Below are 26963 nucleotides of genomic sequence, written 5' to 3' on the forward strand. Positions count from 1 at the left end.
CATCGATTAATATGTCGCATCGGGCTGCGAGATCTGCGAGGATACGCGCCTGCCCAACGTCAGCCCCTAATTATTCGCGAGAAAATATTGTGACCGCTTTTGCCACCCTTAATGCACTGCCAGCCTCCCAGTTAGACAACCTGAATGACCTGGGCTATCTCTCCATGACCCCAGTTCAGGCGGCATCGTTACCGGCGATCCTCGCCGGCAAGGACGTGCGCGTGCAGGCAAAAACCGGCAGCGGTAAAACGGCAGCCTTCGGCCTTGGTCTGTTGCAGCATGTTGATGCCAGCCTGTTCCAGACCCAGTCGCTGGTGCTGTGCCCGACTCGCGAACTGGCCGATCAGGTCGCTGGTGAAATTCGTCGTCTGGCGCGTTTCCTGCCGAATATCAAGGTATTAACTCTTTGCGGTGGACAGCCGTTTGGCGCCCAGCGCGACTCCTTACAGCACGCGCCGCACATCATTGTGGCGACACCTGGCCGTCTGCTTGATCATCTACAAAAAGGCACCGTGTCTTTGGACGCGCTGCAAACGCTGGTGATGGATGAAGCCGACCGCATGCTGGATATGGGCTTTAGCGACGCTATTGACGAAGTTATCCGCTTTGCGCCAGCCTCGCGCCAGACGCTGCTTTTCTCTGCCACTTGGCCTGAAGCGATTGCGGCCATCAGCGGACGCGTGCAGCGCGACCCGGAAACAATCGAAATTGACTCTGTTGATGCGCTTCCTGCGGTAGAACAGCAGTTCTTTGATGTGCCGCGCCACGGCAAGATTGCACTGCTGCAGCAATTGCTGAGTCAGCACCAGCCAGCATCATGCGTGGTGTTCTGTAATACCAAAAAAGATTGCCAGGCGGTTTACGAAGAACTGAATGCCGCAGGGCAGAGCACCATTGCGCTGCATGGCGACCTCGAACAGCGCGATCGCGATCAGACGCTGGTGCGTTTTGCTAACGGTAGCGCGCGTATTCTGGTGGCAACCGACGTCGCGGCGCGCGGTTTGGATATTAAATCGCTGTCGATGGTCGTGAACTACGAACTGGCGTGGGACCCGGAAGTGCACGTACACCGCATCGGTCGTACTGCGCGTGCGGGAAACAGCGGTCTGGCCGTCAGCTTCTGTGCGCCGGAAGAGGCACAGCGCGCGAACATCCTTGCCGAAATGCTGAACATCAAGCTGAACTGGATGCCGGAACCTACGAAGGCGAAGATTGTGCCGCTGGAGCCAGAAATGGCAACTCTGTGCATTGATGGCGGGAAGAAGGCCAAAATGCGCGCGGGTGACGTCCTCGGGGCATTAACCGGTGATGTTGGGTTGGTCGGTGCCGATATCGGTAAGATTGATGTGCATCCGGCACATGTCTACGTGGCGGTTCGTGCGGGCGTTGCCCATCAGGCGTTCAAGCTGTTACAGAAAGGCAAAATTAAAGGTAAGGCGTGTCGTGCGCGTTTGCTGAAATAATCGTTTAGAAGGCGTCCCAGGCAGCAGACTGGGACGCTATCGCGTTACTTCACTTCCACAATATCCAGACGCAGCTCGTTTAGCTGTCCGTCTTCTTCTTCAGGCTGCCAGCCAACCGGCTGCAGCGGCATTTCTTCCCGGTCAAACGCCAAGTCCCCACCATCAACAACTTCTGAACCGTGTGTCAGGCTCTTAAAGTCAAACAGCGTGGTATCGCTCAGGTGCGATGGAACCACGTTCTGCATGGCGCTAAACATGGTCTCGATACGGCCAGGGTAACGCTTATCCCAGTCGCGCAGCATATCGCCAATGACCTGACGTTGCAGGTTAGGCTGGGAGCCGCACAGGTTGCACGGAATAATCGGGAATTCTTTGGCTTCAGAGAAACGCTCGATATCTTTTTCGCGGCAGTAGGCCAGCGGGCGGATAACGATATGTTTGCCATCGTCGCTCATTAGCTTCGGCGGCATGCCTTTCATTTTGCCGCCGTAGAACATGTTCAGGAACAGGGTCTGCAGAATGTCGTCACGGTGATGGCCAAGAGCAATTTTGGTTGCACCCAGCTCGGTGGCGGTACGGTAGAGAATGCCGCGGCGCAGACGGGAGCACAGAGAGCAGGTGGTTTTGCCTTCTGGAATTTTGTCCTTCACGATGCTGTAAGTATTTTCTTCGACAATTTTGTACTCAACGCCCAGCGTTTCCAGATATTCCGGCAGGATATGCTCCGGGAATCCAGGCTGCTTCTGGTCGAGGTTTACCGCCACTAGGCTGAAGCTGATAGGCGCGCTCTTTTGCAAATTGCGCAGAATTTCCAGCATGGTGTAGCTATCTTTACCGCCGGAGAGACACACCATAATACGGTCGCCGTCTTCAATCATATTGAAGTCAGCGATGGCTTCGCCCACGTTACGACGCAGACGCTTTTGTAATTTGTTCAGGTTGTATTGTTCTTTCTTTGTAACAGACTGATTTTCTTGCATTGTTACCGTTCTCTAAAACCAAAAGGGGCATCTAAGGAGCGGGTTCATTCCGAGGAGATGTATTACATCAATCCTGACGGTCTGCTCCGGCGCTTATTCGTTCTCGCCATACGCGCGTTAATGCCCCATCCGATTAGCCATTAATGATGGGTTCGCTCTGGTCGATAGCAACCAGCAGGCAAAAGTATGCGCGTATGGTACGGATTACGGCGACGAATGCCAGCACGTTTTACAGCAACCTGCCATCTGGGGCTGATGGAGCCCATCGGGGCGTTAGATTTTTGTCCCTGACGCCCGTCGATGTGGTTCTGAATTAATTCGACATCTTTGGTCCTTAATTGATACGCAATCTTTAAGCATATTTGAGGCCTCATGACACTAACTATCATGACAGCATAGATAATCATGTCTCGAATCGTCACATGAGAGACTGAATAGATGAAAATTTTCTCAAAAGTTATCCCTGCGATTTTTGCGTTTGCTATCTCTTCGTCAGTGATGGCCGCAGAACTTCCGGAAGTCATTGGTAGCGAAACGACGCAGGGGCTGGACAGTTTAGGGCGCGTTTCCGTCAGCGGTATCAACGGCAGCCCTGATGATGCCATTCGTGCGCTGCGAAAAAAGGCCAATGCGATAGGTGGCGCAAAATTACGCGTGATTGCGCTAAGTACGCCAGCGAACTCTAGCTTATGGACTGGCAATGCGGAAGTGTACCGCTAAGGAACAGCCCAGCACCGCCGCAAGCTTACCGGTTAAGCACCAGCTTTCCTGGCTGACGAGACGAGGTTCGACTCCTCGGCGGCGGACCAATATCCCTACAGTACCTCCCACGCGTTCTAAAGCACTCGTATTGTCAATTTTACCCCTTCTTATCCATTGTCGTGATTTATACATGGTCGCATAATAATGCCCAACCTCCGCAGGTGCGGGGTTAAGCGCCAGCTTTTTCTGGTGATGAAGGATACACAATGGAAAGGCGTCACTTTCTGAAAAGTGCGGCTGCACTTTCTACGCTGGGTTTGGTCAGTCCCGTTTTTGCTAAAACCGAAACCGTCGCACAGCCCGCCGTTTCATCTCCCGGTAAATACCGCCGCTTCAAGATGACGCAGACCTACAGCCTGAAAGCACCAGAAGGCTCGTCCGGTAAGGTTAATTTGTGGATCCCCATTCCAGAAGAGACGGCTTTCCAGCAGCTGATAAATCTCTCTTTTAGCGGTAACTACCAAAGCGCTACGCTCAATGCCAATAACCGCTACGGCGCAAAAATCCTGTTTGTCACCTGGCCTTCTTCCAGCGGTCCGCTGGAAATTAAGGTGGAAATGGAAATCGAAACCCGCGATTGGGAAGTGCTTAAAGACAACCGTCTTGCTGACTGGCAACTGCCTGTTGCCGACATCGTTATTCCTGACGAAATCAAACCTTTCCTGCATGCGACGCCGCATATTCCGGTTGACGGCGTGGTCAAAGAAACTGCGCAAAAGATTATTGGCGATGAGAAGGCGCCGTTGAAACAAGCGCGTCTGATCCATGATTGGGTCAGCACCCATATGCATCGTGATGATGCGGTCATTGGCTGCGGCACGGGAGATGTGGGTGAGATCCTAAAAACCGGCAAACTCGGCGGCAAATGTACCGATATCAATTCCGTATTTGTTGCACTGTGTCGCGCGGTGGGTATTCCGGCCCGTGAAATGTTCGGCATTCGTCTAGGGGCTAGCCGCAAGCTGAATCAGTACTCCACCAAAGCTTTCGGCAGCGCCGATGCACAGGGCGTTGCCAAAGTCAGCGGCGGTCAGCACTGCCGCGCAATGTTCTGGCTTGCTGGTTTCGGCTGGATGCCGGCGGACCCGGCTGATGTGACTAAAATGCGGCTGACCGAGAAAAAAGAGAACGGCGATCCGTCGGTGAATGCGGTGAATGACTACCTGTTCGGCAATTGGGAAATGAACTGGGTTGGCTTTAACCATGGTCGTGATTTCGCGCTGTCTCCGGCAGCCGAGCAGGGAGATATCAACAACCTGGGCTACCCGTACGCAGAAGTGGACGGTGACCCGCTGAATTTCTACGATCCCGCACTGTTTAGCTACGACTATGTCAGCATCGAACAGCATTAAAGGCGGGATACTGACGCTGCTGGCGGCAATTATCGCTGCCGGCGCATCGACTCTGTGTTGCATTGGACCGCTGCTGTATTTGCTGTTTGGCATTTCAGCGGCAGGGCTTGTGGGGATCCCGGGGGCTTCTTGGCTGCAAATTCCAATGGTGCTGGTGGCCGTGGGATTAATGGCGCGGGGCTTCTGGCGGCTCTATCTGTCGCCAAAACCAGTGTGTATCAGCGTCGTTAGCCGCCGGGTGCTGGTGTGGCTGTACTGGATAGCGGTGCCGCTGGTGCTGGTGTTGATAACCTATCCTTACGTTTTGCCGTGGATTTTGGAGCGGATGGAATGAAAAAAGCAGTGTTACTGGCGTTGCTGATGGTGACGCCATTGAGCTGGGCGGCAGATAAAATGGTGACGATTGATGTCGGCGAGATGAACTGCCCGCTGTGCGTGATTTCGATTAACAAGGCGCTGCGTTCGACTGAGGGCGTGGTTAAGGCCAAGGCTTCGTTAAAAACGCGGCAAGCGCAGGTCGTGGTGCCGGAAGATTTTGATAATCAGCGCCTGCTGGCGGCGATCGCGCAAACGGGGTTTAAGGGCGAGATTCACGGGGAAAGTGCAGTACGGTAACCGGTGGTGCATTGCCTGATGGCGCTTCGCTTATCAGGCCTACAAACGAAAAGGATTGTAGGCCCGGTAAGCTTGCGCCGCCGGGCAATATTCACCGCTGCTGCGGTTTTTTACGCCGTTAGAACTGGTAAACCAGGCCTAGAGCCGTAATGTTGTCGGTTGAAATTCCGTTGTTACTGTAGAAGTTGTCATTACCGTCAAGCAGGTTGATTTTATAATCAACGTAGGCTGACATGTTTTTGTTGAAGTAATATGTGGCACCGATATCCATATATTTAACCAAGTCTTTGTCGCCTGCAGCACTGCCATTGACGTTGTACAAGTCCTTGCCTTTAGACTGCAAATAAGAAATTGCCGGACGCAGACCGAAATCAAACTGATATTGCGCGGTAACTTCATAGTTCTGCGTTTTGTTCGCAATCCCGGAATCACCGTATGGCGTCATATTGCGGGTTTCAGAATACATCGTTGCCAAATAGATGTTGTTAGCATCATATTTCAGACCCGCAGTCCATGCATCGGCGGTATCGCCGCTAGCATATTGCAAATGATTGGCGTGAGTTCTGCCATCTTGCTGGTCGTTAGTACGATCGGAAGTCGTATATGCAGCGCCTGCGCTAAATCCCATACCGATATTATAGGTCGTGGAAATACCGTAGCCGTCGCCGTTATCAAAACGGGAATCGCTATCGGTGCCGCGGTTGTTGGTGCCAATATCGCTGTTCTCGTTGCTACGGCCTTCGTTTTTACCCTGGAACTGCATGGCAAAGTTCAGGCCATCAACCAGACCGAAGAAGTCGGTATTACGGTAAGTTGCCACGCCGTTAGCACGGCCTGTCATAAAGTTGTCAGCGTTAGTGTAAGAATCGCCGCCGAATTCTGGCAGCATATCGGTCCAACCTTCTACATCGTACAGTACGCCGTAGTTACGACCGTAGTCGAATGAACCGTAATCACCGAATTTCAGACCGGCAAACGCTAAACGAGTCCAGCTATTCGCACCATCACCTTCAGTGGAGTTTGCCTGAATGTTGTATTCCCACTGGCCGTAACCGGTCAGCATATCGTTAATTTGAGTTTCGCCTTTGAATCCAAGACGAGCATAAGTTTGATCGCCGTCTTTTTTAGAATCGCTGGAGAAATAATGCAGACCATCTATCTTGCCGTAGATGTCTAATTTGTTGCCATCTTTATTATAAACTTCAGCAGCGTGAGTTGCGCCCGCTACAAGCAGGGCAGGAATGACGAGGGCCAGTACTTTTCTGTTCATTGAAGTTATTCCTTTAGTATTTTTTTATATTCGCTCACTACCGGATGAAGGTAGTGAGTTAATGCTAAAGGAGAATTAAGCTAGAGGATAAATAACATTTGTTACGGAATAAGTAAAATCTAAAGAAGATGATACCATTGAAATAACAATAGATTTCATGAATATATTATGTCTTTTTATATAAATTAAAAATTATACAAATAAGAAATTCAGCGGTAATCTACGCCGGTTATATGCCTTTTTGCCACACAGCGAATTACTTTTACCGTGTGTCGTCTTATCTAATTTGTCATTGGTAAATGATAAGCCCGAATAATTATTCGGGCTTTTTTTTCTGCCTACAGCATGAGATTTAACACTTATTCCGCTGAGGTAGTCTTCTCCGCTTTTCCTGCCAGTTGAGCGAGGAAGTCATAGCGTTTTTGCAGATCGGCGGCAGCATCTTTCCACAATTGCTCAGCCACTTCCGGTTGTTGGCTATTCAGACGGCGGAAGCGCTGCTCGTTCATCAACGTTTCGGCTAAGGCATCAGACGGTGGACGAGAGTCCAGCGCCAGCGGAATTTTACCTTCATCTGCGCGACGTGGATCGAAGCGGAACAGTGGCCAGAAACCGGTGGCGGTAAGCTGGCGCATCTGATCGTGACTCAATGCCAAGTCGTAGCCGTGTTCTTCGCATGGGCTGTAGGCGATGATGAGCGACGGCCCCGGATAAGACTCCGCTTCCTGAATGGCTTTCACCGTCTGGTTAAGCTGCGCACCGAGCGAAATCTGTGCCACGTAGACATGACCGTACATCATCATGCTAACGCCCAGATCTTTACGCGCTTTACGCTTGCCGTGCTCACCAAATTTGGTCACCGCGCCGAGCGGGGTGGCCTTCGAGGCCTGGCCGCCGGTATTGGAGTAACACTGGGTATCGAGCACCAGAATATTGACGTTCTCGGTCAGGCTCATCACGTGATCCAGACCGCCAAAACCAATATCGTAAGCCCAGCCATCGCCGCCAATTAGCCAGATAGATTTCTCGACCAGCGCATCAGCATCGGTCAACAGCTCTTCGGTACCCTCAATGCCCGCCAGTGCCTGACGTAGTGCACTGACCTGCTCGCGGCGGACCTCCGGTGTCGCTTCAGCATGCAGGGCTGCGTTAAGTTCGGCCGGGATCTGCGCGGCAAAACCGTCCAGCAGTCGCATCACGCGCTGACGATGCTGATCGACCGTTAAACGGAAGCCCAAACCAAATTCGGCATTATCTTCAAACAGCGAGTTAGCCCACGCCGGGCCGCGACCATTCGCGTCGGTGGTATAGGGCGTTGAAGGCAGGTTGCCGCCGTAAATAGACGAACAGCCGGTGGCGTTGGCAATCAACAGACGGTCGCCATACAGTTGTGTGAGCAGTTTGATATACGGCGTTTCACCGCAGCCGGAGCATGCGCCAGAGTACTCAAACAGCGGAGTGATAAGCTGTGAAGTACGAATATCGATGCGTTCGAGTTTGCTGCGGTCAATTTCCGGTAGGTCGAGGAAGAAGTCATAGTTCACTTTCTCTTCTTCAACGTGCTCAAGACGCGACATCATATTGATGGCTTTAATTTCCGGGTTCTGGCGATCTTTAGCCGGACATACTTCAACGCACAGGTTACAGCCGGTACAGTCTTCCGGGGCGACCTGCAGCACATATTTCTGGCCGCGCATATCACGGGATTTGACATCCAGCGTGTGCAGCGACGCCGGGGCGTTTTCCATGGCTTCCGGGGAGACCACTTTGGCGCGAATCGCCGAGTGCGGGCAGGCGGCGACGCAGTGGTTACACTGGGTACAGAGATCTTCTTTCCAGATAGGGATCTCTTCGGCAATGTTGCGTTTTTCCCAGCGGGTGGTGCCTACCGGCCAAGTGCCATCCGGCGGCAGCGCGGAAACCGGCAGCGCATCGCCAAGCCCGGCCAGCATTGCGGCGGTCACGGTTTTGACGAAATCAGGGGCTTCATCAGAGACCACCGGCGGACGGTTCGGACTGTTGGTATTCACCGGCTGCAGCGGTACTTCCGCCAGCGACTCACGCGCCAGCGCCAGCGCCTGCCAGTTACGCTCAACCAGATCCTGCCCCTTGCTGCTGTAGCTTTTGGCAATGGCGTTTTGCAGCTCCATCAGGGCGCTGTCGCCCGGCAGGATCTGCGTCAAATGGAAGAACGCCATCTGCATCACGGTGTTAATTCGTGCCGCCAGACCGCATTCACGGGCGATTTTCGCCGCGTTGACTACGTAGAAACGGGCCTGCTTCTGGTTCAGCACCGCCTGGACTTCCTGCGGCAGACGCGCCCAAACCTCATCCGCGCTGTACGGCGTGTTAAGCAGGAAAATGCCGCCGGGTTTCAGGCGCTCGGCCATCTGGTATTTATCAATAAATTGCAACTGGTGGCAGCCAACAAAATCAGCCTGTGCCACTAAATAGGCGGAACGGATTGGCTTATCGCTTACGCGCAGGTGCGACACCGTCAGGCCACCGGCCTTTTTCGAGTCGTAGACAAAATAGCCCTGCGCAAACCACGGCGTGGAGTTACCAATAATCTTGATATTGTTTTTGGTGGCCGAAACGCTGCCATCGCTGCCCAGGCCGTAGAACAGGGCTTCCAGCCGGGCGGTTGACGGCAGGGTATTTTCCGCCAGCGGCAAGGAGAGGTTGGTGACGTCATCGTAGATGCCAACGGTAAAGCGCGGTTTTGGTTTCACGGCCGAAAGCTCGTTGAAAATCGCCAGTACGCAGTCCGGACCAAACTCTTTTGAGGAAAGGCCATAGCGACCGCCGATGACCCGGGGCAGCGTTTCGCGCTCGCCCTGATTGAAGGCTTCAGCCAGTGCGGTCATAACGTCGAGATACAGTGGCTCTGCTTGTGCGCCTGGCTCTTTGGTTCGGTCGAGCACGGCGACACTACGTACGCTATCCGGTAACGCCTGTAACAAATGCTGGGCGGAGAAGGGGCGATACAGGCGAACTTTAAGGACGCCCACTTTTTCGCCGCGAGTCAGCAGTTCATCCACCACTTCTTCGCAGGTACCAATCGCGGAACCCATGATAACAATCACCCGTTCGGCCTGGGGATGACCGTAATATTCAAACGGTTTGTAGTGACGGCCGGTGGCGTCGGCGAAATCATTCATCGCCTGTTCAACGTGGTCGTAAACCGCGTTGTACCACGGGTTGGTGGCTTCGCGAGACTGGAAGTAGGTGTCCGGGTTGGCGGACGTCCCACGGATCACCGGATGCTCTGGGTTCAGCGCGCGGGCACGGTGGGCGGCAATTTCCTCATGCGGCAGCAGATCACGGATAGTGTCATCGGCCAACGGCACAATTTTGTTGATTTCGTGCGAGGTGCGGAAACCATCGAAGAAATGAATAAACGGTACGCGACTTTTGAGCGTGGCGATATGGGAAATCAGCGCAAAGTCCTGCGCTTCCTGCACGCTGGCGGCACAGAGCATGGCGCAACCGGTCTGGCGAATGGCCATCACGTCGGAATGATCGCCAAAAATAGACAGCGCGTGAGTCGCCACGGTACGCGCGGCGACATGCAGCACAAACGGCGTTAATTGACCGGCCAGTTTGTAGAGCGTTGGGATCATCAACAGGAGGCCCTGAGATGAGGTGAACGAGGTGGATAGTGCACCGGTCTGTAATGCGCCGTGCACAGCGGCAATGGCGCCGGCTTCCGACTGCATTTCAACTACGCGGGGGACATCCCCCCACACATTTTTCAGGCCATTACCTGCCCACGCGTCCGCCTGTTCGGCCATGGTGGAGCTGGGCGTAATTGGGTAAATGGCGATGACTTCACTGGTTCGGAACGCAACAGAGGCGACCGCACCATTACCGTCAATTGTGATCATTGATTATGACACCTTACATTGCGCAGAAATTAGGTTCACGAACACGCCGGGAACCGGAATTTTATAGTTATTAAGCCGTCTGGCGTTGCTGTTATACCTGATGGCGGATGACACCTTATCAGGCAAACAAAACATCCATGCATAACGTAAAGTCTAGCAAACCCCACGCTGAATCATTTTTGCTTTTGTGTCCTTGGTGAGGTCTACATCAATAATGTGGGGGCTTTTGGCTGAATAAAATTGGTAGAAAATGTTTCTACGGTGCATAAATGCGCGTTTCGTCTCTCGACGTACCGTGCGCTGATGCCTATGATGCTTAGGTTTGTTCTTAATTTTGCGTTCGGGAGGGAAGTGATGCGAGCTGCGTTTTTAATCGGGTGTGCGACGATGTTGTTGTCCGCGTGCAGTAATGAACCTGTTCAGCAGGCCACTGCGGCACACGTACCGCCGGGAATGAGAGCATCGATGTCGAGCTCAGGTGATGCCAACTGCGCCATGATTGGCGGAACGCTGTCAGCCGCGCGCCAGCTTGATGGCTCAAACATCGGGATGTGTGCGCTGCCGAACGGCAAGCGATGCAGTGAGCAGTCTCTTGCGGTAGGCAGCTGCGGTAGCTACTAAAGGTTAGTGCACCAGATCGGCGAGCTTGTAGATAAACGTTTGGTCAGCGGTAGCCAACGTTAGCTGTGTTTCTGTTAAGTCTACCTGCGCGCCTTGGCGAAGCATTTTCGCAAGCGTGGCGTCGAGCTGATTAAGCTGCGCGTTGCGGCACAGTTTGCGCGTCATGGTTAAGTCGGGAGCGGTCAGTTCGCCATTGGTGAGGGTGGCCATCGCCGAAAATTGATTACACAAAGTACCGGACACGAAGATTTTATTCAGCAGCGGCTGTTTTTCGCCAAAGCTCAGGTCCAGCGGTGCGTTTTCGCTCTGAACGGCTTTGCCGTTGACACTTTCTAGGACGAAGCGGTGATGCTGTAGGTTATCGCCGCCGGTAAAAACTTTGCTGTTATAGACACATCCGGCAAGCAGCGTCGCTGCCGCCAGCAGAAAAACGATTTTCTTCATTGCACAAACTTCTTATCTATTTACTTGGTGAATGGATTGGAAGTTTAACTGTACTGTGAATGATGTATGCAGGGCTTATCTGAAAATGCTCCCCAGCGTTAACTAGGGAGCAGTGGGCGTATTAGACGAGGCAGTTAGGGCAGTCTGCGCCGGTATCGATGAGTCTCAGATTTTCCAGCGTGGTTTCCGAAATACTGGTCAGCGCCTCGGCGGTCAGGAAGGCCTGGTGGCCGGTGAACAGCACGTTGTGGCAAGCTGACAGACGACGGAAAACGTCATCTTGAATCACGTCGTTGGACTTATCTTCAAAGAACAGATCGCGTTCATTTTCATACACGTCCATCCCTAGCGCGCCGATTTTCTGCGTTTTCAGCGCTTCAATGGCAGCCTGTGAATCGATCAGTGCGCCACGGCTGGTGTTAATAATCATCACGCCATCTTTCATCTTCTCGAAGGCACCGGTGTTCAGCAGATGGTAGTTCTCATCCGTCAGCGGGCAGTGCAGTGTGATAACGTCTGATTCAGCGAAAAGCGTTGGCAGATCGACATACTCGACACCTAGTTCCAGGGCTGCGGCACTTGGGTATGGATCAAATGCCAGCAGGCGCATACCAAAACCTTTGAGGATCCGCAGCGCGGCAATACCGATTTTCCCCGTACCAATGACCCCGGCGGTTTTCCCGTACATGGTAAAGCCGGTCAGCCCCTCCAGCGAGAAGTTGGCATCGCGGGTACGTTGATAAGCGCGGTGAATACGGCGGTTCAATGTCATCATCATGCCGATAGCATGCTCGGCGACCGCCTCCGGTGAATAGGCGGGAACACGTACAACGCGCAGGCCGAGTTCTTTCGCCGCATCAAGATCGACGTTGTTGAATCCTGCACAGCGCAGCGCGATGTATTTCACGCCATTTTTTTTCAACTCTTCCAGTACCGGACGGCTACCGTCGTCATTAACGAAAATACACACTGCCTCGCAGCCATGTGCGGTTTTGGCGGTTTTTTCCGTTAACAAAAAATCGAAAAACTCAAGTTCAAAGCCATATGCCTGATTCACATTTTGCAGGTACTTTTTGTCGTACTGCTTGGTGCTGTAGACGGCGATTTTCATAAGCTTTACTCCAGTGATTTTAGAGTCAAGTTAGCATATTTCAAATAATCATACAAAATGTAAAAATCTTTTGAATGCTAAAGTTACGTAAGGAAACTGTTGCCAGTATACGCGTTTTAGGCGGTGGGGTGAAACCTACGTCATCAATCAGAATCAACTGAAATTACTCACATTTTATTTTATAGCAGCTACGCTTAATCACATGACTGCGGCTTTCACTCTCTGGTCTGACATGACACAATATGCGCCTTTGGACCGCACGTTACTTGGTCCGGCATGACTGCCTGCTCAATCTGGACATTACTGCACCCATGAAGGGTAAATATAAAGCTTTAATTGCATTACTCCTGCTAATCATACTCCTACCGTTGACGTTGATGATGACGCTAGGGTACTGGGTTCCTACGCTGGTGGGCATCTGGCTTCCGGCGGGGACACGTATCGCCCTTAACGACAGCCCACGCTTCACGCGCCAAGGGTTACATATTCCCGATCTACGCTATCTTGCCGGGGACTGCGAGCTGGCGGCGCTAAAAGATGTCTCGCTATCGCATCCCAGCCGCTGGCAGTTGCACGCGGCTGCGGTCAGCCTTAATTCCATCTGTTTTGCCAAACTGCCGTCAAACGACGCGGTTCCCGGTGCGCCGCGCACGCTGGCTGAGTGGCAATCCATGCTGCCCAATACTTGGCTTTCGATAGATTCTTTGCGTATTTCGCCGTGGGAAAAATGGCAGGGCAAGCTCACCGCTTCGCTCACCGCAAAGCGTCAGGATCTGCAATATGAAGGGGAACATGTCACGCTGCATGCCCGTCTGCATGGTCAGTCGCTGACGGTCAGTGAATTTCACGCCAATTTAATCGACGGTGAAAAACCTGTGAGGCTGTTGGGCGAGTTCACCATGCCGCTGGTTCCTGATGGTCTGCCTGTGAAGGGGCATCTTGAATCGACACTCCAGGTTCCGCAGGTGCCTTCCTTGGTGGATGCCGAGCTTAACTGGGACGGAAATCAGGGGCAACTGGTGATGATGGCCCGGGGTGAGGACACGCCGCTGGTGGACTTTCCATGGCAACTGAGTGAACAACAGCTCACTATCAGCGACGGACGGTGGAGCTGGCCTTATCAGCCGGGGATACCGTTAAGCGGTCGACTGGGCGTTAAGTTCGAGGACTGGCAGCAGGGCATTGAGAAAACGCTTATCACCGGGCGCATGAACGTGTTGACGGCGGGCGATGCCGGGAAGGGCAACGCCGTATTAAGCGTTGGACCAGGCCGGCTTGGCATGGACGGCAGCGACATGCCGCTACAGCTCACCGGAGAAGCCAAGCAGGGGGATTTAATTTTCTATGCCCGACTGCCCGCTCATCTAAGTGGCCCGCTGATGACGCCGGTACTGGCGTTCCAGCCCGGCGCGCTGTTGCGTTCTCGCGGTCGGGTGATTGATGCCTTAAATATTGATGATGTTCGCTGGCCGCTGGCTGGGGTGAAAATCTCCACTCAGGGGATTGATGGTCGTCTGCAAGCTATCCTTCGCGCCCATGAACAGCAGACCGGCGATTTTGTTCTGCATCTCGATGGTAAGGCCGATAACTTTATGCCGGATAAAGGCACCTGGCAGTGGCGCTATTGGGGAGACGGACACTTTACCCCGATGCAGGCCCGCTGGGATGTAACGGGAACCGGCGAGTGGCGTGACAGCGAGATAGTTCTCAACGCGCTATCGACCGGTTTTGACAAGCTGAATTACGGCACCATGACCATTGATAAGCCGCGCTTGACGCTGGAAAAACCTATCCATTGGATCCGTAACGCGCAGCATCCTTCCTTTACCGGGGCGCTGGCACTGGAGGCGAACGAAACCCGCTTTACCGGCGGCAGCGTGCTGCCGGCTTCTGCGCTCAGTTTTAGCGTTGAGGGTCGCGATCCCACCTTCTTCCAGTTCAAAGGCAATCTTAAAGCCCAGGCGATTGGTCCGATTCAGGTTAACGGTCGCTGGGATGGTGAACGTCTGCGTGGCAATGCGTGGTGGCCAAAACAGTCGCTGACGGTCTTCCAGCCGCTGGTGCCGCCGGATTGGAAAATGAAACTCCGGGACGGGACGCTGTACGCTCAGGTGGCGTTTTCAGCCGCCGCGGATCAAGGTTTTGAAGCCGGTGGTCACGGCGTGCTGCGCAGCGGTAGCGCATGGATGCCGGATAACGAAGTCAACGGCGTAGATTTTGTGCTGCCATTCCGTTTGAAGTCCGGCGTTTGGCAGTTGGGCACGCGTCGCCCGGTGTCGCTGCGCATTGCGGAAATCGTCAACCAGGTTACCGCCCGTAATGTGGCGGCTGACCTCCAAGGGACCTGGCCGTGGAGTGAAGATTCGCCGTTACAGCTCAGCAATGTCAGTGTTGATGTGCTGGGGGGCAAAGTCACCATGCAACAGCTACGTATGCCTCAGCATGACGCGGCGCTGCTGCGGCTTCATCATATCTCAATGAGTGAGTTGGTTAGTGCGGTGAACCCGAAGCAATTTGCCATGTCCGGCCCGGTAGATGGTGCGCTGCCGCTTTGGCTGAACGACAGTCAATGGATTATCAAAGATGGTTGGCTGCACAACCCGGGTCCGATGACGCTGCGGCTTGATAAAGACACGGCTGATGCCGTCGCCGATGACAACATCGCCGCCGGTGCCGCTATCAACTGGCTGCGCTATTTGGAAATCTCTCGTTCATGGACCCGCATCAATCTTGATAGCCTCGGCATGCTGTCGTTGCAGGCTGAAGTGACCGGCACCGGCGTCATGGACGAAAAACGCAGTACGGTGCAGTTGAACTATACGCACCAAGAGAATGTTTTTGATTTGTGGCGAAGCCTGCGCTTTGGCGACAAACTTCAGTCATGGCTTGAGCAACACGCGACCCTACCCGGTGCGCCGTGTCGCAGCGGCACGGAATGTAAGGAGCAACAATGAAATTATCCATCGCCGTAGTGGCCGTGGTGACCAGCAGCCTGTTATCGGGTTGCGTACCGCGCATTGAAGTGGCGGCGCCGAAAGAGCCGATTACCATCAATATGAATGTGAAGATTGAGCATGAAATCCGTATCAAGGCCGATAAGGACGTTGAGGATTTGCTGAAATCACGTAGTGACTTGTTCTGAGGTGATCATGCGAAAATTAAGGATTGTCGCCGTTTTAGCGCTTAGCCTGTTGAGTACCACCGCGCTGGCATTAACGTTGACCGATGCTCGCCAGCAGGGGCGCGTCGGCGAGACGCAGGGCGGATATCTGGCAGCGCTAAAACAGGATAATGATACGCTAGCGTTAGTGAAGAAAATCAATCAGGCGCGCGGTGAAAGCTATCAACAACTTGCGCAAAGCAATAACTTGCCGCAGCAAGAAGTGGCAAGGCTTGCGGGTAAGAAATTGATCGATAAAGCTCAGCCCGGCGAATATGTTCAGGGCATTAATGGCCAGTGGGTACGTAAGTAAAGATCGCAGCGATGTAAGAAAAAACCTAATCCGGTTGAAAGAGGGGCTGCAACTCGCTCATACTCTCGGCATGTAACCTGTTCGCCGGTAACGATTTTACCGACGATATATGAGAATAATAAAGGAATTTGCAATGGCAGAAGAAACGATTTTCAGCAAAATCATTCGTCGTGAAATCCCGTCGGATATCGTTTATCAAGACGATCTCGTGACCGCGTTCCGCGATATCTCGCCGCAGGCACCGACCCATATTTTGATTATCCCCAATACGCTGATTGCCACCACCAACGATGTTGGCGCCGAGCACGAGCTGGCGCTGGGTCGTATGGTTACCGTGGCGGCCAAAATCGCCAAAGAAGAAGGCATCGCTGACGACGGCTATCGTCTGATTATGAACTGCAACCGTCACGGTGGGCAGGAGGTCTATCATATTCACATGCATCTGGTGGGCGGTCGCCCGCTGGGGCCAATGCTGGCGCATAAAGGCTAATCTATGAAATCGGCATGCTTGGGTCTTGCGCTTTGCGCCACGTTGCTGGCCGGGTGTCATTCGCGCCTGGAAATCGCCGTTAGCGAACAGCAGCCGCTGGTGATGGAGTCGAATGTTCTGGCGGCGGGGATCAGCGCACAAGCGCCTGAAATTACCACATCGGATATTCAGGCCACCGCCAGCGCCAAGCTGTTTAATGAAAGGCGAGAACCAGTCACCGTCCATTATCGTTATTACTGGTATGACGCCAGAGGACTGGAAATGCACCCGCTTGAGGCTCCGCGCAGTATTACGGTTCCTCCAATGGGTTCGGTCACGTTATACGGGACCGCTAACGGTTTAGGGGCGCATAAAGCCCGGCTTTATCTTTATCTGTAAGGGGTAAACTGGAATGAGTAAATTGGGTCGCTATGCATTAATTGCTTCCTTGGCGATGTTGCTTGCCGGGTGTGTGGTGCGTGAACAACCGGCGCCTGTTGATACGGTCAATCCGCAGCAGCCACAGCAACCGCAGCAGCCAACCGAGCCGCAGCAGCCGGTGCCTACGGTGCCAACCGTACCGACCGTTCCAACGCAACCGGGTCCGATTGAGCACGGCGGCGATACGTCAACTCAGCCAGCGCCTCGTGTGCGTCATTACGACTGGAACGGTGCCGCGCAGCCGCTGGTGGGCAAAATGTTGCAGGCCGCGGGCGTAAACGCGGGCAGCATTTTACTGGTGGATAGCGTAAATAACCGTACCAACGGTTCATTGAACGCCGGTGAAGCGACCACCGCATTGCGCAATGCGCTGTCGGGTAACACCAAATTCACCCTCGTTTCCCCACAGCAGTTGGCCGTTGCCAAACAGCAACTGGGTTTATCGCCGCAGGATAGCCTCGGTTCCCGCAGCAAGGCGATGGGCATTGCCCGTAACGTGAGTGCGCAATACGTTCTCTACTCGAATGCGACCGGCAACGTCAATGCGCCAACCCTGCAAATGCAGTTGATGCAGGTGCAGACGGGCGAAATCGTCTGGTCAGGAAAGGGCGCGGTTGCACAACAATAAGCTCACGCGTGACGCGGTTCTGTCACGCGACTTCCCGCACTATCACATTTTCGCCAGCCCCGAAACGTCGGGGCTGAGTGGCAGCAGCTGTATCATCAAGCAGGGTGAAAAGCGGCTGGTTCTCCGCCAGCATCATGCGCCTGATGCGCCCGAAAGCGATTTTCTTCGTCAGTTTCGTGCGCTGCATCGATTACCCAATACGCTTGCGCCGAAGCCGGTTTTTTATACACCCGGCTGGATGGCGGTTGAATATTTAGCCGGTGAGATCAAAAGCGTGCTCCCGGCCCATCGTCCTCTCGCCGCTCTCCTGTATGATTTGCATCGGCAGCCCCGTTTCGGCTGGCAGCTGGCCTTGCTACCGCTGCTGGAAAAATATTGGCAGCAGTGTAGCCCGGTGCGACGTACGCCATTCTGGTTACGCTGTTTACAACGTCTGCGTAAAGAGGGCGAGCCGCGAGCACTGCGGCTTTCGCCGCTGCACATGGACGTTCATGCCGGCAATATCGTGCATACCGCACAGGGACTTAGGCTCATCGACTGGGAATATGCAGGTGACGGTGACGTTGCGCTGGAGCTGGCGGCGGTGTGGACCGAGGACAATAGACAGCGCCATCAGCTTACGTTGGCCTACGCCGAACGCGCGTACATTGCGCCGGAAATCCTCTGGCGGCAGGTTCGACGCTGGCGGCCGTGGGTATTAATGCTGATGGCGGGTTGGTTTGAGTGTCGCGGGCATCAGACCGGCGACGAAAAATTTTATACGTTGGCCAACGATGCTTGGCAACGGCTACAGAATAATAAGGAGGGCGTGTGGGCCCAGTAATGCTAGATGTTGAAGGTTATGAGTTAGATGCCGAGGAGCGTGAGATCCTCGCGCACCCGCTGGTGGGGGGCTTAATTCTCTTTACGCGTAACTACCATGACCCGGAGCAGCTGCGCGAACTGGTACGCCAGATCCGCGCCGCCTCGCGCAATCACCTAGTGGTAGCCGTTGACCAGGAAGGCGGGCGCGTACAGCGTTTCCGCGAAGGTTTCACCCGCTTACCGGCAGCACAGTCGTTTGCTGCGGTTCTAGGTGAAGAGGCGGGCGGTCGCATGGCCGCAGATGCCGGTTGGTTGATGGCCAGCGAAATGATTGCCATGGATATCGACATTAGCTTCGCGCCGGTGCTCGATGTCGGCCATATCTGTACGGCGATTGGTGAGCGTTCGTATCATGCGGACCCACATAAAGCGCTGGCGATGGCGCGCCACTTTATTAACGGCATGCACGACGCCGGGATGAAAACCACCGGGAAGCACTTCCCAGGCCACGGCGCGGTAACGGCAGACTCCCACAAAGAGACGCCGCACGACCCGCGAACCGATGCCGACATTCGCAGCAAGGATATGGCGGTATTCAAAACGTTGATTACCGAAAATGCCCTAGATGCCATCATGCCAGCCCATGTGATTTATGATGCGGTAGACCCGCGTCCGGCGAGTGGGTCGCCGTACTGGCTGAAAACCGTGCTGCGCGGTGAGCTGGGCTTTGACGGGGTTATCTTCTCTGACGATTTGTCGATGGAAGGCGCCGCCATTATGGGCAGCTACGCACAACGCGGGCAGGCCTCGCTCGACGCAGGTTGCGATATGATCCTCGTCTGCAATAATCGTAAAGGGGCGGTCAGCGTGTTGGATAACCTGTCGCCGATCAACGCTGAGCGTGTTACGAAGTTGTATCATAAAGGTTCATTTAGCCGTCAAGAACTGATGGACTCCGCCCGCTGGAAAACGGTTAGCGCTCAGTTGGAGCAACTCCACGAACGCTGGCAGGAAGTGAAGGCTGGTCATTAACCCTCCCGGTGTGGGAGTAATGGTGTGGTGAGGATACGATGATTATCTATTTGCACGGTTTTGACTCAAATAGCCCTGGTAACCATGAAAAGGTTCTTCAGTTGCAGTTTATCGACCCGGACGTGCGGTTGATTAGCTATAGCACGCTGCATCCGAAACACGATATGCAGCATCTGCTCAAAGAAGTCGACAAGATGCTGCAGCTCTGCGCCGATGAGCGTCCACTTATTTGTGGCGTGGGCCTTGGCGGTTTCTGGGCCGAACGTATTGGTTTCCTGTGCGATATTCGTCAGGTGGTGTTTAACCCGAATCTGTTCCCAGATGAGAACATGGACGGAAAAATTGACCGCCCGGAAGAGTACATGGACATTGCGACCAAGTGCGTGAATAACTTCCGCGAGAAAAACCGCGATCGTTGTCTGGCTATCCTTTCTCGTCATGATGATGCGCTGGATAGTCAGCGTTCGGTAGGCCTACTGCATCACTTCTATGAAATCATCTGGGATGAAGAGCAGGGCCACAAGTTTAAAAACATCTCTCCGCATCTGCAGCGGATCAAGGCCTTCAAAACCCTCGGGTGAAAGTGCCTGAAAAGCCCCGACTACGGCTCCGTAGTCGGGGCTTTTTTTTGTTAATTTTTAACCTCGAGGCCTTACTTTTTAAGACATAAAGATCCATTCGTTCAACTTCCGCGCAATAAAACTTGATTCATATCAATTTTGGTATGACCAATGCACCATTCATGTTATTCTCATTGCAGCTGAATGGTTTCTTGTTAGTAACTTGTTGTTAATTAAAGGCTATATTTATAACTTTTAATTAACAATTGGTTAATAAATTTTAAGGGGAGTCTCATGACTACGCCAATCAAGAAGATTGTTATTGTCGGTGGTGGTGCAGGCGGCCTGGAACTGGCTACTCAACTGGGTAGAAAGCTTGGCCGGGGCAAGAAAGCGAAAATCACGCTGGTAGATCGCAACCATAGTCATCTATGGAAACCGCTGTTGCATGAAGTGGCAACCGGTTCACTCGATGAGGGCGTCGATGCGCTGAGCTACCTGGCCCACGCGCGTAACCACCATTTCCAGTTCCAGCTGGGCTCGGTGATGGACATCAACCGCGAAGCGAAAACGCTGACCATTGCCGAACTGCGCGATGAGAAGGGCGAACTGCTGGTACCTGAACGCAAGCTGGCGTATGACACGCTGGTCATGGCGCTGGGCAGCACCTCCAACGACTTCAACACGCCAGGTGTTAAAGAACACTGCATCTTCCTTGATAACCCGCATCAGGCGCGTCGTTTCCATCAGGAAATGCTGAATCTGTTCCTGAAATACTCAGCAAACTTGGGCGCTAACGGTAAGGTTAACATTGCCATCGTTGGCGGTGGGGCCACCGGCGTTGAGCTGTCTGCCGAGCTGCACAATGCGGTGAAACAACTGCACAGCTACGGCTACAAAGGGCTCAGCAATGAAGCGCTGAATGTGACTCTGGTGGAAGCCGGTGAACGTATTCTGCCTGCGCTGCCGCCGCGTATTTCCGGTGCTGCGCACAATGAGTTGACCAAAATGGGCGTGCGCGTATTGACGCAAACCATGGTAACCAGCGCCGATCAGGGCGGTCTGCACACTAAAGACGGTGAATACATTGAAGCCGATCTGATGGTTTGGGCGGCAGGTATCAAAGCGCCTGATTTTATGAAAGACATTGGTGGCCTGGAAACGAACCGTATTAACCAACTGGTGGTTGAGCCAACGCTGCAAACGACCCGCGATAGCGACATTTACGCCATTGGCGATTGCGCTTCTTGCGCCCGTCCTGAAGGGGGCTTCGTGCCACCGCGCGCTCAGGCTGCGCACCAGATGGCCACCTGCGCACTGAACAACATTCTGGCGCAGATGAAAGGCAAAGAGCTTAAAGCTTACAGCTATAAAGATCATGGCTCACTGGTTTCCCTGTCTAATTACTCCACCGTGGGCAGCCTGATGGGTAACCTGATGCGTGGTTCGATGATGATTGAAGGGCGCATTGCGCGTATGGTCTACATCTCGTTGTACCGTATGCACCAGATTGCGCTGCACGGTTACTGCAAAACCGGGCTGATGATGCTGGTTGGCAGTATCAACCGTGTCATTCGTCCGCGTCTCAAACTGCACTGATTATTAAGCAATGCCCGGCCAGCATGCTGGCCGGGTTGCCTGATGGCGCTTTGCTTATCAGGCCTACAGCGCATCTCGTTTGTATGTAGGCCGGATAAGGCGTTTACGCCGCCATCCGGCAATGCTCAGTCCCCAAACTTACCCTCAGAATCCTCCCAAATCCCCATATTCCAACATAAAACCCTGCTTTTGAGTTTTTGTCCGATTGGCTCTGCTAACGAACGGTTGCACAATTGTAAGCAATAGCAACAAAGGAGGAAGTCCCGTGAATAAATCTATGTTGGCGGGTATTGGTATTGGTGTGGCAGCCGCACTGGGCGTTGCCGCCGTGGCGAGTATGAATGTGTTCGACAGCCGTCCACAGTACGCGCAGGTTGTTTCCGCTACACCCATCAAGGAAACCGTGAAGAATCCGCGTCAGGAGTGCCGGAACGTGACGGTCACGCACCGTCGTCCAGTACAGGATGAGCACCGTATTACCGGTTCCGTGTTAGGGGCTGTCGCGGGCGGGGTCATTGGCCATCAATTTGGCGGCGGGCGAGGCAAAGATGTTGCCACCGTGGTCGGGGCCTTAGGCGGCGGCTATGCCGGCAATCAGGCGCAGGGCGCATTGCAGAATAACGACACCTACACCACCACCGAACAACGTTGTAAGACAGTGTATGACAAATCTGAGAAAACGCTTGGGTTTGATGTTACCTACAAAATCGGCGACCAGCAGGGGAAAATCCGCATGGATAAAAACCCGGGAAGCCAGATCCCATTGGATAACAATGGGCAGCTCGTACTGAATAAAGCCTAAAAAAGCGTTAGAGTGCTATTCGCCCCTCAATCAGTCAGATTGAGGGGCGTTTTTTTATTCCACCGCAATCATCTGCGGCCACAGACGCAGGGTGGTTTCAGTGATTTGCATCAAGGTTTCAAAACTGGCCCCTTCACGGGCGCTTATCGACATCCCTTGTAAAATACAGCCAAGAAACAGCGACAGCTCTTTGACGTTTTTCTCAGCGGGAATTTCTCCGCGAGTTTGGCGTAATTGCAGGAACTGGCTGAGCGTCTGCTCTTGTACCGCATGCCGGGACTTAATGGTCTTGGCGATCTCTTTCGACGAAGCCGCCAGCGCCGCAGAGGTGTTGATCATAAAACAACCTGCGGGCGTGTCTTTGCTGGTGAAGCAAGTGGCAACCGCAGTGAAGTAATTTCTTAAAGCCTCGACGACCGTCTGCTCTTCACAAAACAGGCATGCCTCATTTTTGGAAGCAAAATGGGTGATGTAGTGATCGAGGACGGCGCGGAACAACCCCTCTTTATTAGCGAACTCGGCGTACAGCGTTGGCGCTTTCGCACCGGTCGCTTCCACCAGATCGGAGAGTGATGTTGCCTCATAGCCATACTGCCAGAATAGCGTCATCGCTTTATCAAGCGCCGCTTCCCGGTCGAATACTTTAGGTCGACCACGGCCTTTTTTCGCGCAACTTTGCGTGTCAGTTGTCATCGTGCCGTTTACCTTAGTGGTTTTAGTGAACGTTCATTATAAAAATATTCTACAACAGGGGCTAGCGCTTCTGCGATAAAAATAAATTTGTCATATTCATATGAAAAATATATGAATTCCTATTTATTGAACGGTCATTATAAAAATAGCATTGACGTGTGACGCAGATCTCATTATGATTATCTTATCGATCGTTAAGTAATAACGTCTGACCTACAAAATTCATCTGCAAAGGTAATAATCATGAAAAACGTAAAAACTCTGGCCATCGCAGCCGTACTGAGCTCACTGTCATTTGCTAGCTTCGCGGCAGTGCAGGTGCAATCCACTCCAGCAGACCAGCATAAAGTAGGCAACATCGCCGCTTCCGCTGGCCCGAACCTTGAATCACTGGAACAACAGCTGTCACAGAAAGCAGATGAAATGGGCGCGAAATCGTACCGCATCACTTCTGTAAGCGGTCCGAACTCCCTCCACGGTACCGCTGTAATCTATAAATAAGCGTTAAAACCCTCATAATGCTTATTATGTCACTGCAATAAAAAAGGCCCTGGCGTAACCCGCTCAGGGCCTTTTCTTTTCGTGTTTCCGTTACATATTCTGCTGTGCGACATCGTGGTGACGGGTTACATCAACCGGCATCCCGGAGCGGGTATCCATCACTTTCCTCATCACTTCACCATCGGTATTCGCCTTCTGGCTAAACGCATTCATGCTGGCATTGAGAACAATAGGCAGCGTCTGCGGATCGTCATCAATATGCTCAGAGAGCGGCTGATGGACTTCGACCAGATGCACGCCGTTCGGCTCAACCGAGGCTTTGATTGGCGTATTAATGATAGTGACCTTGGTTCCTGGCGTGACTTTGTCAAACAGCGCTTTGATATCACCGTCACGCAGACGAATACAGCCAGAGCTTACGCGCATTCCGATACCGAAATCAGCGTTGGTACCGTGCAATAAATAGACCCCGCCGTAAGCCGCCAGACGAATCGCATGGTGGCCCATTGGGTTGTCCGGCCCGGCGGGCATGACCGCTGGGAGATCAATGCCTTGCGCTTTATAACGGGCACGAATATTTGCCGTCGGTGTCCAGGTCGGATTGGCGCGTTTATCGGATACCGTCGTCACCATGGTCGGCGTGACCGTAGTGCCGCCAAGCTGACCAATTCCGATAGGATAAACGGTAACGGTATTGCTACCCGGCGGATAATAGTAAAGACGCAGCTCCGCCAGATTCAGGACGATGCCTTCGCGCGGAGTGTCTGGCAGCAAGGTTTGCAGCGGGATGGTGAGCACGCTGCCGGGGCGGGGAACATAAGGGTCAACGCCGGGGTTTGCCTGCAACAGCGCCAGGAAACCGACATTGTATTTCTTGGCGATAGCTTCCAGCGAACCGCCGTTGTTCTCCACCACGTGGAAACGGTTTTCGCCGACTAGCCGACTGCCCGCGGCCGGTAACGGCCAAGTATTGGCGCTGGCAGGCAGCGCAACGCTGGCGGCGAGGATGAACCCCATTAACCAGCGCGATAAATGCAGAGTCTGTCGTTTCACTCGTATCCCTCAAGGTCGAAAAGTGTTGCTTAAAAGTTAAAGCGACTATTATGGGTAAGGGAACTGTAGGGAAGTGAAGGGCGATTGAAAGAGTATGTAAAGGCGGCCCCATCACGGGGCCGCAGGACAGTTAGAAGACCATTTTTACCGTGAATTGAACTTCACGTGGGTCGCCAATCTGGTTGCCCAAGTTGTTGCTGGCGATAGACGAGGTGTAGTAAGTCTTATCGAAGAGGTTTTTCACGTTAACCTGCAGCGTTACCGGATACTGTAGCTTCATCTTATACGCAGCGAACACGTCAGCGACCGCATAGCCCGGCAGATAGTAATCCGCGCCGTTGGTGCCTGAACGGCGGCTCAGAGCGTGTCCACCGCCGCCGATAGTCAGGGTGTTACTGTCGTAGACGTTGTTAAAGTCATAGGTCAGGAACACTGAACCGGTATGACGCGGGACGTTGGGCAGCGGTTTACCTGCATAGTCAGGATCGTCAATCACCTTCGCGTTGGTATAACCGTAGCTGGCAATCACGTTCAGGTTATCGGTAAGCGCACCGGCGACATCCACTTCAATCCCCTGTGAACGGACTTTACCCGCCGTTTTGGCATAGGTCTCATCGCCAATGGTTTCGGTATACAGCACGTTACGTTTATGGATGTCGAAGAAGGTAATGTTCGACGTCACGCCGCTAAACAGGTCGAACTTTGCCCCCACTTCATATGCGGTAGACTCTTCTGGCGGTAGGTTGCCAATGTAGCTCGCGATCGATGACTGCGGCATAAACGACTGCGCGACGTTGCCGAACAGCGATACGCTTGGCGTCAGTTTATACACCATGCCAAACTTCGGCGTCAGCTTCTCATCTTGGCTGTCGGTATTCACGTTAAATGGACGGCCTTTACCGGCATACTGGGTATAGTACTGGTAGCGCACACCCGCGACGGCAATCCATTTGTCAGTAAGATACAGCGCGTCTTGCAGATAGGTCGCGTAGGTTTCCTGCTGAATACGCTGGTCGCTGTCGGCGGCCGAAACGCTGGTGCATTTATCCAGCGTGCCGTACACCGGATTGTAGATATTGAGGCTCTTTTTCACGTTCTTACAGCGGATCATGTCGGTGCGCAGCAGATCGTAATTCTCATAGGCGATGCCGCCAAGAATTTCGTTGTAGAAGCCGCCAATGACCACGTTACCCTGCAAATCTGCGCGGGTGGAGTGCATCCGTTGCGTTGACCCCTGGGTGGCGTCGACCCGGCGTGTCAGATCGCCGGTTTTCGCATCGTAGGCCATCACTCGCGCCTGATTATCGCTGTATTTGTCTTGGCTAAAACCGTAATCAAAGCGGGCGGTCCATTCGTCGTTGAGACGGTATTCGGCATTCACCTGCGCCAGATCTGAGTCGCCGTTGGTGATGTTAAACGGTTCGTCAAAACGCTCGTTACGTGGCACGTTGACCGCGCGTCCGGTATCTAAATCAAAAATAGTGCCGCGATCGAATGGCGTATGATAGCTGCGGTGCGACCAAGAGACGTTGACCGTAGCATCGTCGCCAAACCAGGTCAGCGACGGCGCGATGAAGGTGCTACGTTCTTTGCCAAAGTTGCGCCAGTAATCTTCATTCTGGTATTCGCCAACAAGGCGATAGGCCAATTGAGTGCCTTCAATTGGGCCGGTGACATCAACCTGTCCCGTACCACCGCCAAAGCTGCTTGAGGTTGCTGAAATATCGCCCGAGAATGTGCGCTCTGGGCGTTTAGTGACCACGTTAATCAGCCCACCTGGGTCTAGGATCCCATACAGGGTAGAGGCCGGGCCTTTGAGCACTTCAACGCGTGATGTAGCGGCGTTAAAGCTGCGCGGCAGCACGGTGCGCAGGCCGTTGGTCATGATTGAACCATCGCGGTTAGCACCGAAACCACGGCGGGTAAACGCGTCCTGAGTGCCGCCAAGCGTGTTGGTTTGTACTACGTTTGCCACGTTATACAGCGCCTCATCAAGCGATGTGGCATGCTGATCTTCAAGGACTTTATCACTAACGGTATTCACTACCTGCGGAATATCAAGCAATGGCATGTTGGTGAGCGTTGCCGTAGCACTGCTTATTGGCTGATAGCCATCGGTGACGGTCTGGTCGGCCTGAGACGTGCCAACAACCGTCATCGCTTCTTCTTTTTTAGTCTCATCACCGCGGGCGTTGGTTTCGGCCGCCATCAGCGAAGGGGAGCTGACCGCTCCCAGAAAAAGCAGTGAAAAAAGTGTGCGCCCGGTTTTTCCCGTGAACGTCGGGGAGAGCTGTGTCATCTGTCTGTTTCCCATGAAAAAACTGCCTAATCGAAGCAGCGAAAAGTGATAAAAGTCATTGCCCTGAATCGCGAACAAAATCCGTTTACGTCAACCACTGACGT

Annotated in this window: 26 protein-coding genes, 1 tRNA gene and 1 pseudogene; 19 read left to right on the plus strand and 9 right to left on the minus strand. The window is 53.4% G+C overall.

Going from position 1 to position 26963, the window contains the following annotated elements; genetic code table 11:
• Positions 1-89 precede the first annotated feature (89 nt).
• Entirely contained in the window at positions 90-1463 is a 1374-nt protein-coding gene (dbpA, locus tag AB4K05_RS07940; protein ID WP_368479446.1) for an ATP-dependent RNA helicase DbpA, read from the plus strand.
• Positions 1464-1507: 44 nt separating this feature from the next.
• On the opposite strand, the gene ttcA is transcribed toward dbpA, so the two are convergent.
• Both ttcA and AB4K05_RS07950 read right to left on the minus strand, forming a co-directional pair.
• Positions 1508-2443 carry a tRNA 2-thiocytidine(32) synthetase TtcA gene (ttcA, locus tag AB4K05_RS07945; RefSeq protein WP_368479447.1) on the minus strand — a complete coding sequence of 312 codons (936 nt, stop codon included), beginning with the start codon at positions 2441-2443 and terminating at the stop codon, positions 1508-1510.
• A 120-nt stretch (positions 2444-2563) separates the two neighbouring features.
• A pseudogene (locus tag AB4K05_RS07950) lies at positions 2564-2679 on the minus strand (site-specific integrase); the annotation flags it as partial.
• 202 nt (positions 2680-2881) lie between these two features.
• Between AB4K05_RS07950 and AB4K05_RS07955 the strand changes: the two are divergent.
• The 5 genes from AB4K05_RS07955 to AB4K05_RS07975 all read left to right on the plus strand — a co-directional run bounded on the left by AB4K05_RS07955 (position 2882) and on the right by AB4K05_RS07975 (position 5172).
• Complete coding sequence (locus AB4K05_RS07955; RefSeq protein WP_368479448.1) at positions 2882-3163, plus strand: YdgH/BhsA/McbA-like domain containing protein; 282 nt, start codon at positions 2882-2884, stop codon at positions 3161-3163.
• Between the two features lie 14 nt (positions 3164-3177).
• Positions 3178-3252: transfer RNA gene (locus tag AB4K05_RS07960), tRNA-Gly, on the plus strand.
• Between the two features lie 159 nt (positions 3253-3411).
• Positions 3412-4557 (plus strand): transglutaminase-like domain-containing protein, encoded by a 1146-nt coding sequence (locus tag AB4K05_RS07965; protein WP_368479449.1) that lies wholly within the window; start codon positions 3412-3414, stop codon positions 4555-4557.
• Positions 4535-4891: a mercuric transporter MerT family protein gene (locus tag AB4K05_RS07970; protein WP_368479450.1), complete on the plus strand. Its 357-nt coding sequence runs from the start codon at positions 4535-4537 to the stop codon at positions 4889-4891. The genes AB4K05_RS07965 and AB4K05_RS07970 overlap by 23 nt, the downstream gene beginning before the upstream one ends.
• Positions 4888-5172 (plus strand): heavy-metal-associated domain-containing protein, encoded by a 285-nt coding sequence (locus AB4K05_RS07975; protein ID WP_368479451.1) that lies wholly within the window; start codon positions 4888-4890, stop codon positions 5170-5172. Before AB4K05_RS07970 ends, AB4K05_RS07975 begins: the two co-directional genes overlap by 4 nt.
• A gap of 118 nt (positions 5173-5290) precedes the next feature.
• Here the strand turns inward: AB4K05_RS07975 and ompC are convergent, their stop codons facing one another.
• Positions 5291-6442 (minus strand): porin OmpC, encoded by a 1152-nt coding sequence (gene ompC / locus AB4K05_RS07980; protein WP_368479452.1) that lies wholly within the window; start codon positions 6440-6442, stop codon positions 5291-5293.
• Positions 6443-6801: 359 nt separating this feature from the next.
• Positions 6802-10329, minus strand: a complete 3528-nt coding sequence (gene nifJ, locus AB4K05_RS07985; protein WP_368479453.1) for a pyruvate:ferredoxin (flavodoxin) oxidoreductase — start codon at positions 10327-10329, stop codon at positions 6802-6804.
• 354 nt (positions 10330-10683) lie between these two features.
• On the opposite strand from nifJ, the gene AB4K05_RS07990 reads away from it, so the two are divergent.
• The gene (locus tag AB4K05_RS07990) at positions 10684-10950 is read left to right on the plus strand and encodes a DUF333 domain-containing protein (RefSeq protein WP_368479454.1); all 267 of its coding nucleotides are present in this window, start codon (positions 10684-10686) and stop codon (positions 10948-10950) included.
• A 3-nt stretch (positions 10951-10953) separates the two neighbouring features.
• Here the strand turns inward: AB4K05_RS07990 and hslJ are convergent, their stop codons facing one another.
• Together hslJ and AB4K05_RS08000 are read right to left on the minus strand one after the other, a co-directional pair.
• Entirely contained in the window at positions 10954-11394 is a 441-nt protein-coding gene (gene hslJ, locus AB4K05_RS07995; RefSeq protein WP_368479455.1) for a heat shock protein HslJ, read from the minus strand.
• A 121-nt stretch (positions 11395-11515) separates the two neighbouring features.
• The gene (locus AB4K05_RS08000) at positions 11516-12505 is read right to left on the minus strand and encodes a 2-hydroxyacid dehydrogenase (protein WP_368479456.1); all 990 of its coding nucleotides are present in this window, start codon (positions 12503-12505) and stop codon (positions 11516-11518) included.
• A 311-nt stretch (positions 12506-12816) separates the two neighbouring features.
• Here AB4K05_RS08000 and AB4K05_RS08005 point away from each other — a divergent pair, with 311 nt between their 5' ends.
• From AB4K05_RS08005 to AB4K05_RS08055, 11 genes are all read left to right on the plus strand, one after another.
• Positions 12817-15459 carry a YdbH family protein gene (locus tag AB4K05_RS08005; protein ID WP_368479721.1) on the plus strand — a complete coding sequence of 881 codons (2643 nt, stop codon included), beginning with the start codon at positions 12817-12819 and terminating at the stop codon, positions 15457-15459.
• Positions 15456-15647, plus strand: a complete 192-nt coding sequence (locus tag AB4K05_RS08010; RefSeq protein WP_368479457.1) for a YnbE family lipoprotein — start codon at positions 15456-15458, stop codon at positions 15645-15647. The genes AB4K05_RS08005 and AB4K05_RS08010 overlap by 4 nt, the downstream gene beginning before the upstream one ends.
• 7 nt (positions 15648-15654) lie before the next feature.
• Positions 15655-15978, plus strand: coding sequence for a YdbL family protein (locus AB4K05_RS08015; RefSeq protein WP_368479458.1), 324 nt, complete (start codon positions 15655-15657; stop codon positions 15976-15978).
• Between the two features lie 133 nt (positions 15979-16111).
• The gene (hinT, locus tag AB4K05_RS08020; protein ID WP_368479459.1) at positions 16112-16468 is read left to right on the plus strand and encodes a purine nucleoside phosphoramidase; all 357 of its coding nucleotides are present in this window, start codon (positions 16112-16114) and stop codon (positions 16466-16468) included.
• A 3-nt stretch (positions 16469-16471) separates the two neighbouring features.
• Positions 16472-16846, plus strand: a complete 375-nt coding sequence (locus tag AB4K05_RS08025) for a YcfL family protein (protein WP_368479460.1) — start codon at positions 16472-16474, stop codon at positions 16844-16846.
• Between the two features lie 22 nt (positions 16847-16868).
• The gene (gene lpoB, locus AB4K05_RS08030; protein WP_368479722.1) at positions 16869-17516 is read left to right on the plus strand and encodes a penicillin-binding protein activator LpoB; all 648 of its coding nucleotides are present in this window, start codon (positions 16869-16871) and stop codon (positions 17514-17516) included.
• Entirely contained in the window at positions 17503-18339 is an 837-nt protein-coding gene (thiK, locus tag AB4K05_RS08035) for a thiamine kinase (RefSeq protein ID WP_368479461.1), read from the plus strand. Before lpoB ends, thiK begins: the two co-directional genes overlap by 14 nt.
• A complete protein-coding gene (nagZ, locus tag AB4K05_RS08040) occupies positions 18327-19352 on the plus strand; it encodes a beta-N-acetylhexosaminidase (protein ID WP_368479462.1) in 1026 nt (341 codons plus the stop codon). Before thiK ends, nagZ begins: the two co-directional genes overlap by 13 nt.
• A gap of 38 nt (positions 19353-19390) precedes the next feature.
• A complete protein-coding gene (ycfP, locus tag AB4K05_RS08045) occupies positions 19391-19933 on the plus strand; it encodes an alpha/beta hydrolase YcfP (RefSeq protein ID WP_368479463.1) in 543 nt (180 codons plus the stop codon).
• A 273-nt stretch (positions 19934-20206) separates the two neighbouring features.
• Positions 20207-21511: an NADH-quinone dehydrogenase gene (ndh, locus tag AB4K05_RS08050; RefSeq protein ID WP_368479464.1), complete on the plus strand. Its 1305-nt coding sequence runs from the start codon at positions 20207-20209 to the stop codon at positions 21509-21511.
• A 265-nt stretch (positions 21512-21776) separates the two neighbouring features.
• A complete protein-coding gene (locus AB4K05_RS08055; RefSeq protein ID WP_368479465.1) occupies positions 21777-22313 on the plus strand; it encodes a glycine zipper 2TM domain-containing protein in 537 nt (178 codons plus the stop codon).
• Between the two features lie 54 nt (positions 22314-22367).
• On the opposite strand, the gene AB4K05_RS08060 is transcribed toward AB4K05_RS08055, so the two are convergent.
• Positions 22368-23006, minus strand: a complete 639-nt coding sequence (locus AB4K05_RS08060) for a TetR/AcrR family transcriptional regulator (RefSeq protein ID WP_368479466.1) — start codon at positions 23004-23006, stop codon at positions 22368-22370.
• Between the two features lie 243 nt (positions 23007-23249).
• Between AB4K05_RS08060 and bhsA the strand changes: the two genes are divergently transcribed.
• On the plus strand, positions 23250-23507 hold the full coding sequence (bhsA, locus tag AB4K05_RS08065; protein ID WP_318242471.1) for a multiple stress resistance protein BhsA: 258 nt from the start codon (positions 23250-23252) through the stop codon (positions 23505-23507).
• 90 nt (positions 23508-23597) lie between these two features.
• On the opposite strand, the gene AB4K05_RS08070 is transcribed toward bhsA, so the two are convergent.
• The gene (locus AB4K05_RS08070; protein WP_368479723.1) at positions 23598-24524 is read right to left on the minus strand and encodes a L,D-transpeptidase family protein; all 927 of its coding nucleotides are present in this window, start codon (positions 24522-24524) and stop codon (positions 23598-23600) included.
• A gap of 166 nt (positions 24525-24690) precedes the next feature.
• Positions 24691-26859, minus strand: a complete 2169-nt coding sequence (locus tag AB4K05_RS08075; protein ID WP_368479467.1) for a TonB-dependent siderophore receptor — start codon at positions 26857-26859, stop codon at positions 24691-24693.
• Positions 26860-26963: the final 104 nt, after the last annotated feature.

The organism is Kluyvera sp. STS39-E, assembly GCF_040932435.1.
GTDB lineage: Bacteria > Pseudomonadota > Gammaproteobacteria > Enterobacterales > Enterobacteriaceae > Kluyvera.

Coding starts and splice junctions, on each gene's coding strand:
- ttcA (WP_368479447.1), bottom strand. CDS start 2,443: ATGCAAGAAAATCAGTCTGTTACAAAGAAAGAACAATACAACCTGAAC.
- AB4K05_RS07955 (WP_368479448.1), top strand. CDS start 2,882: ATGAAAATTTTCTCAAAAGTTATCCCTGCGATTTTTGCGTTTGCTATC.
- AB4K05_RS07965 (WP_368479449.1), top strand. CDS start 3,412: ATGGAAAGGCGTCACTTTCTGAAAAGTGCGGCTGCACTTTCTACGCTG.
- AB4K05_RS07970 (WP_368479450.1), top strand. CDS start 4,535: ATGTCAGCATCGAACAGCATTAAAGGCGGGATACTGACGCTGCTGGCG.
- AB4K05_RS07975 (WP_368479451.1), top strand. CDS start 4,888: ATGAAAAAAGCAGTGTTACTGGCGTTGCTGATGGTGACGCCATTGAGC.
- ompC (WP_368479452.1), bottom strand. CDS start 6,442: ATGAACAGAAAAGTACTGGCCCTCGTCATTCCTGCCCTGCTTGTAGCG.
- nifJ (WP_368479453.1), bottom strand. CDS start 10,329: ATGATCACAATTGACGGTAATGGTGCGGTCGCCTCTGTTGCGTTCCGA.
- AB4K05_RS07990 (WP_368479454.1), top strand. CDS start 10,684: ATGCGAGCTGCGTTTTTAATCGGGTGTGCGACGATGTTGTTGTCCGCG.
- hslJ (WP_368479455.1), bottom strand. CDS start 11,394: ATGAAGAAAATCGTTTTTCTGCTGGCGGCAGCGACGCTGCTTGCCGGA.
- AB4K05_RS08000 (WP_368479456.1), bottom strand. CDS start 12,505: ATGAAAATCGCCGTCTACAGCACCAAGCAGTACGACAAAAAGTACCTG.
- AB4K05_RS08005 (WP_368479721.1), top strand. CDS start 12,817: ATGAAGGGTAAATATAAAGCTTTAATTGCATTACTCCTGCTAATCATA.
- AB4K05_RS08010 (WP_368479457.1), top strand. CDS start 15,456: ATGAAATTATCCATCGCCGTAGTGGCCGTGGTGACCAGCAGCCTGTTA.
- AB4K05_RS08015 (WP_368479458.1), top strand. CDS start 15,655: ATGCGAAAATTAAGGATTGTCGCCGTTTTAGCGCTTAGCCTGTTGAGT.
- hinT (WP_368479459.1), top strand. CDS start 16,112: ATGGCAGAAGAAACGATTTTCAGCAAAATCATTCGTCGTGAAATCCCG.
- AB4K05_RS08025 (WP_368479460.1), top strand. CDS start 16,472: ATGAAATCGGCATGCTTGGGTCTTGCGCTTTGCGCCACGTTGCTGGCC.
- ycfP (WP_368479463.1), top strand. CDS start 19,391: ATGATTATCTATTTGCACGGTTTTGACTCAAATAGCCCTGGTAACCAT.
- ndh (WP_368479464.1), top strand. CDS start 20,207: ATGACTACGCCAATCAAGAAGATTGTTATTGTCGGTGGTGGTGCAGGC.
- AB4K05_RS08060 (WP_368479466.1), bottom strand. CDS start 23,006: ATGACAACTGACACGCAAAGTTGCGCGAAAAAAGGCCGTGGTCGACCT.
- bhsA (WP_318242471.1), top strand. CDS start 23,250: ATGAAAAACGTAAAAACTCTGGCCATCGCAGCCGTACTGAGCTCACTG.
- AB4K05_RS08070 (WP_368479723.1), bottom strand. CDS start 24,524: ATGGGGTTCATCCTCGCCGCCAGCGTTGCGCTGCCTGCCAGCGCCAAT.
- AB4K05_RS08075 (WP_368479467.1), bottom strand. CDS start 26,859: ATGACACAGCTCTCCCCGACGTTCACGGGAAAAACCGGGCGCACACTT.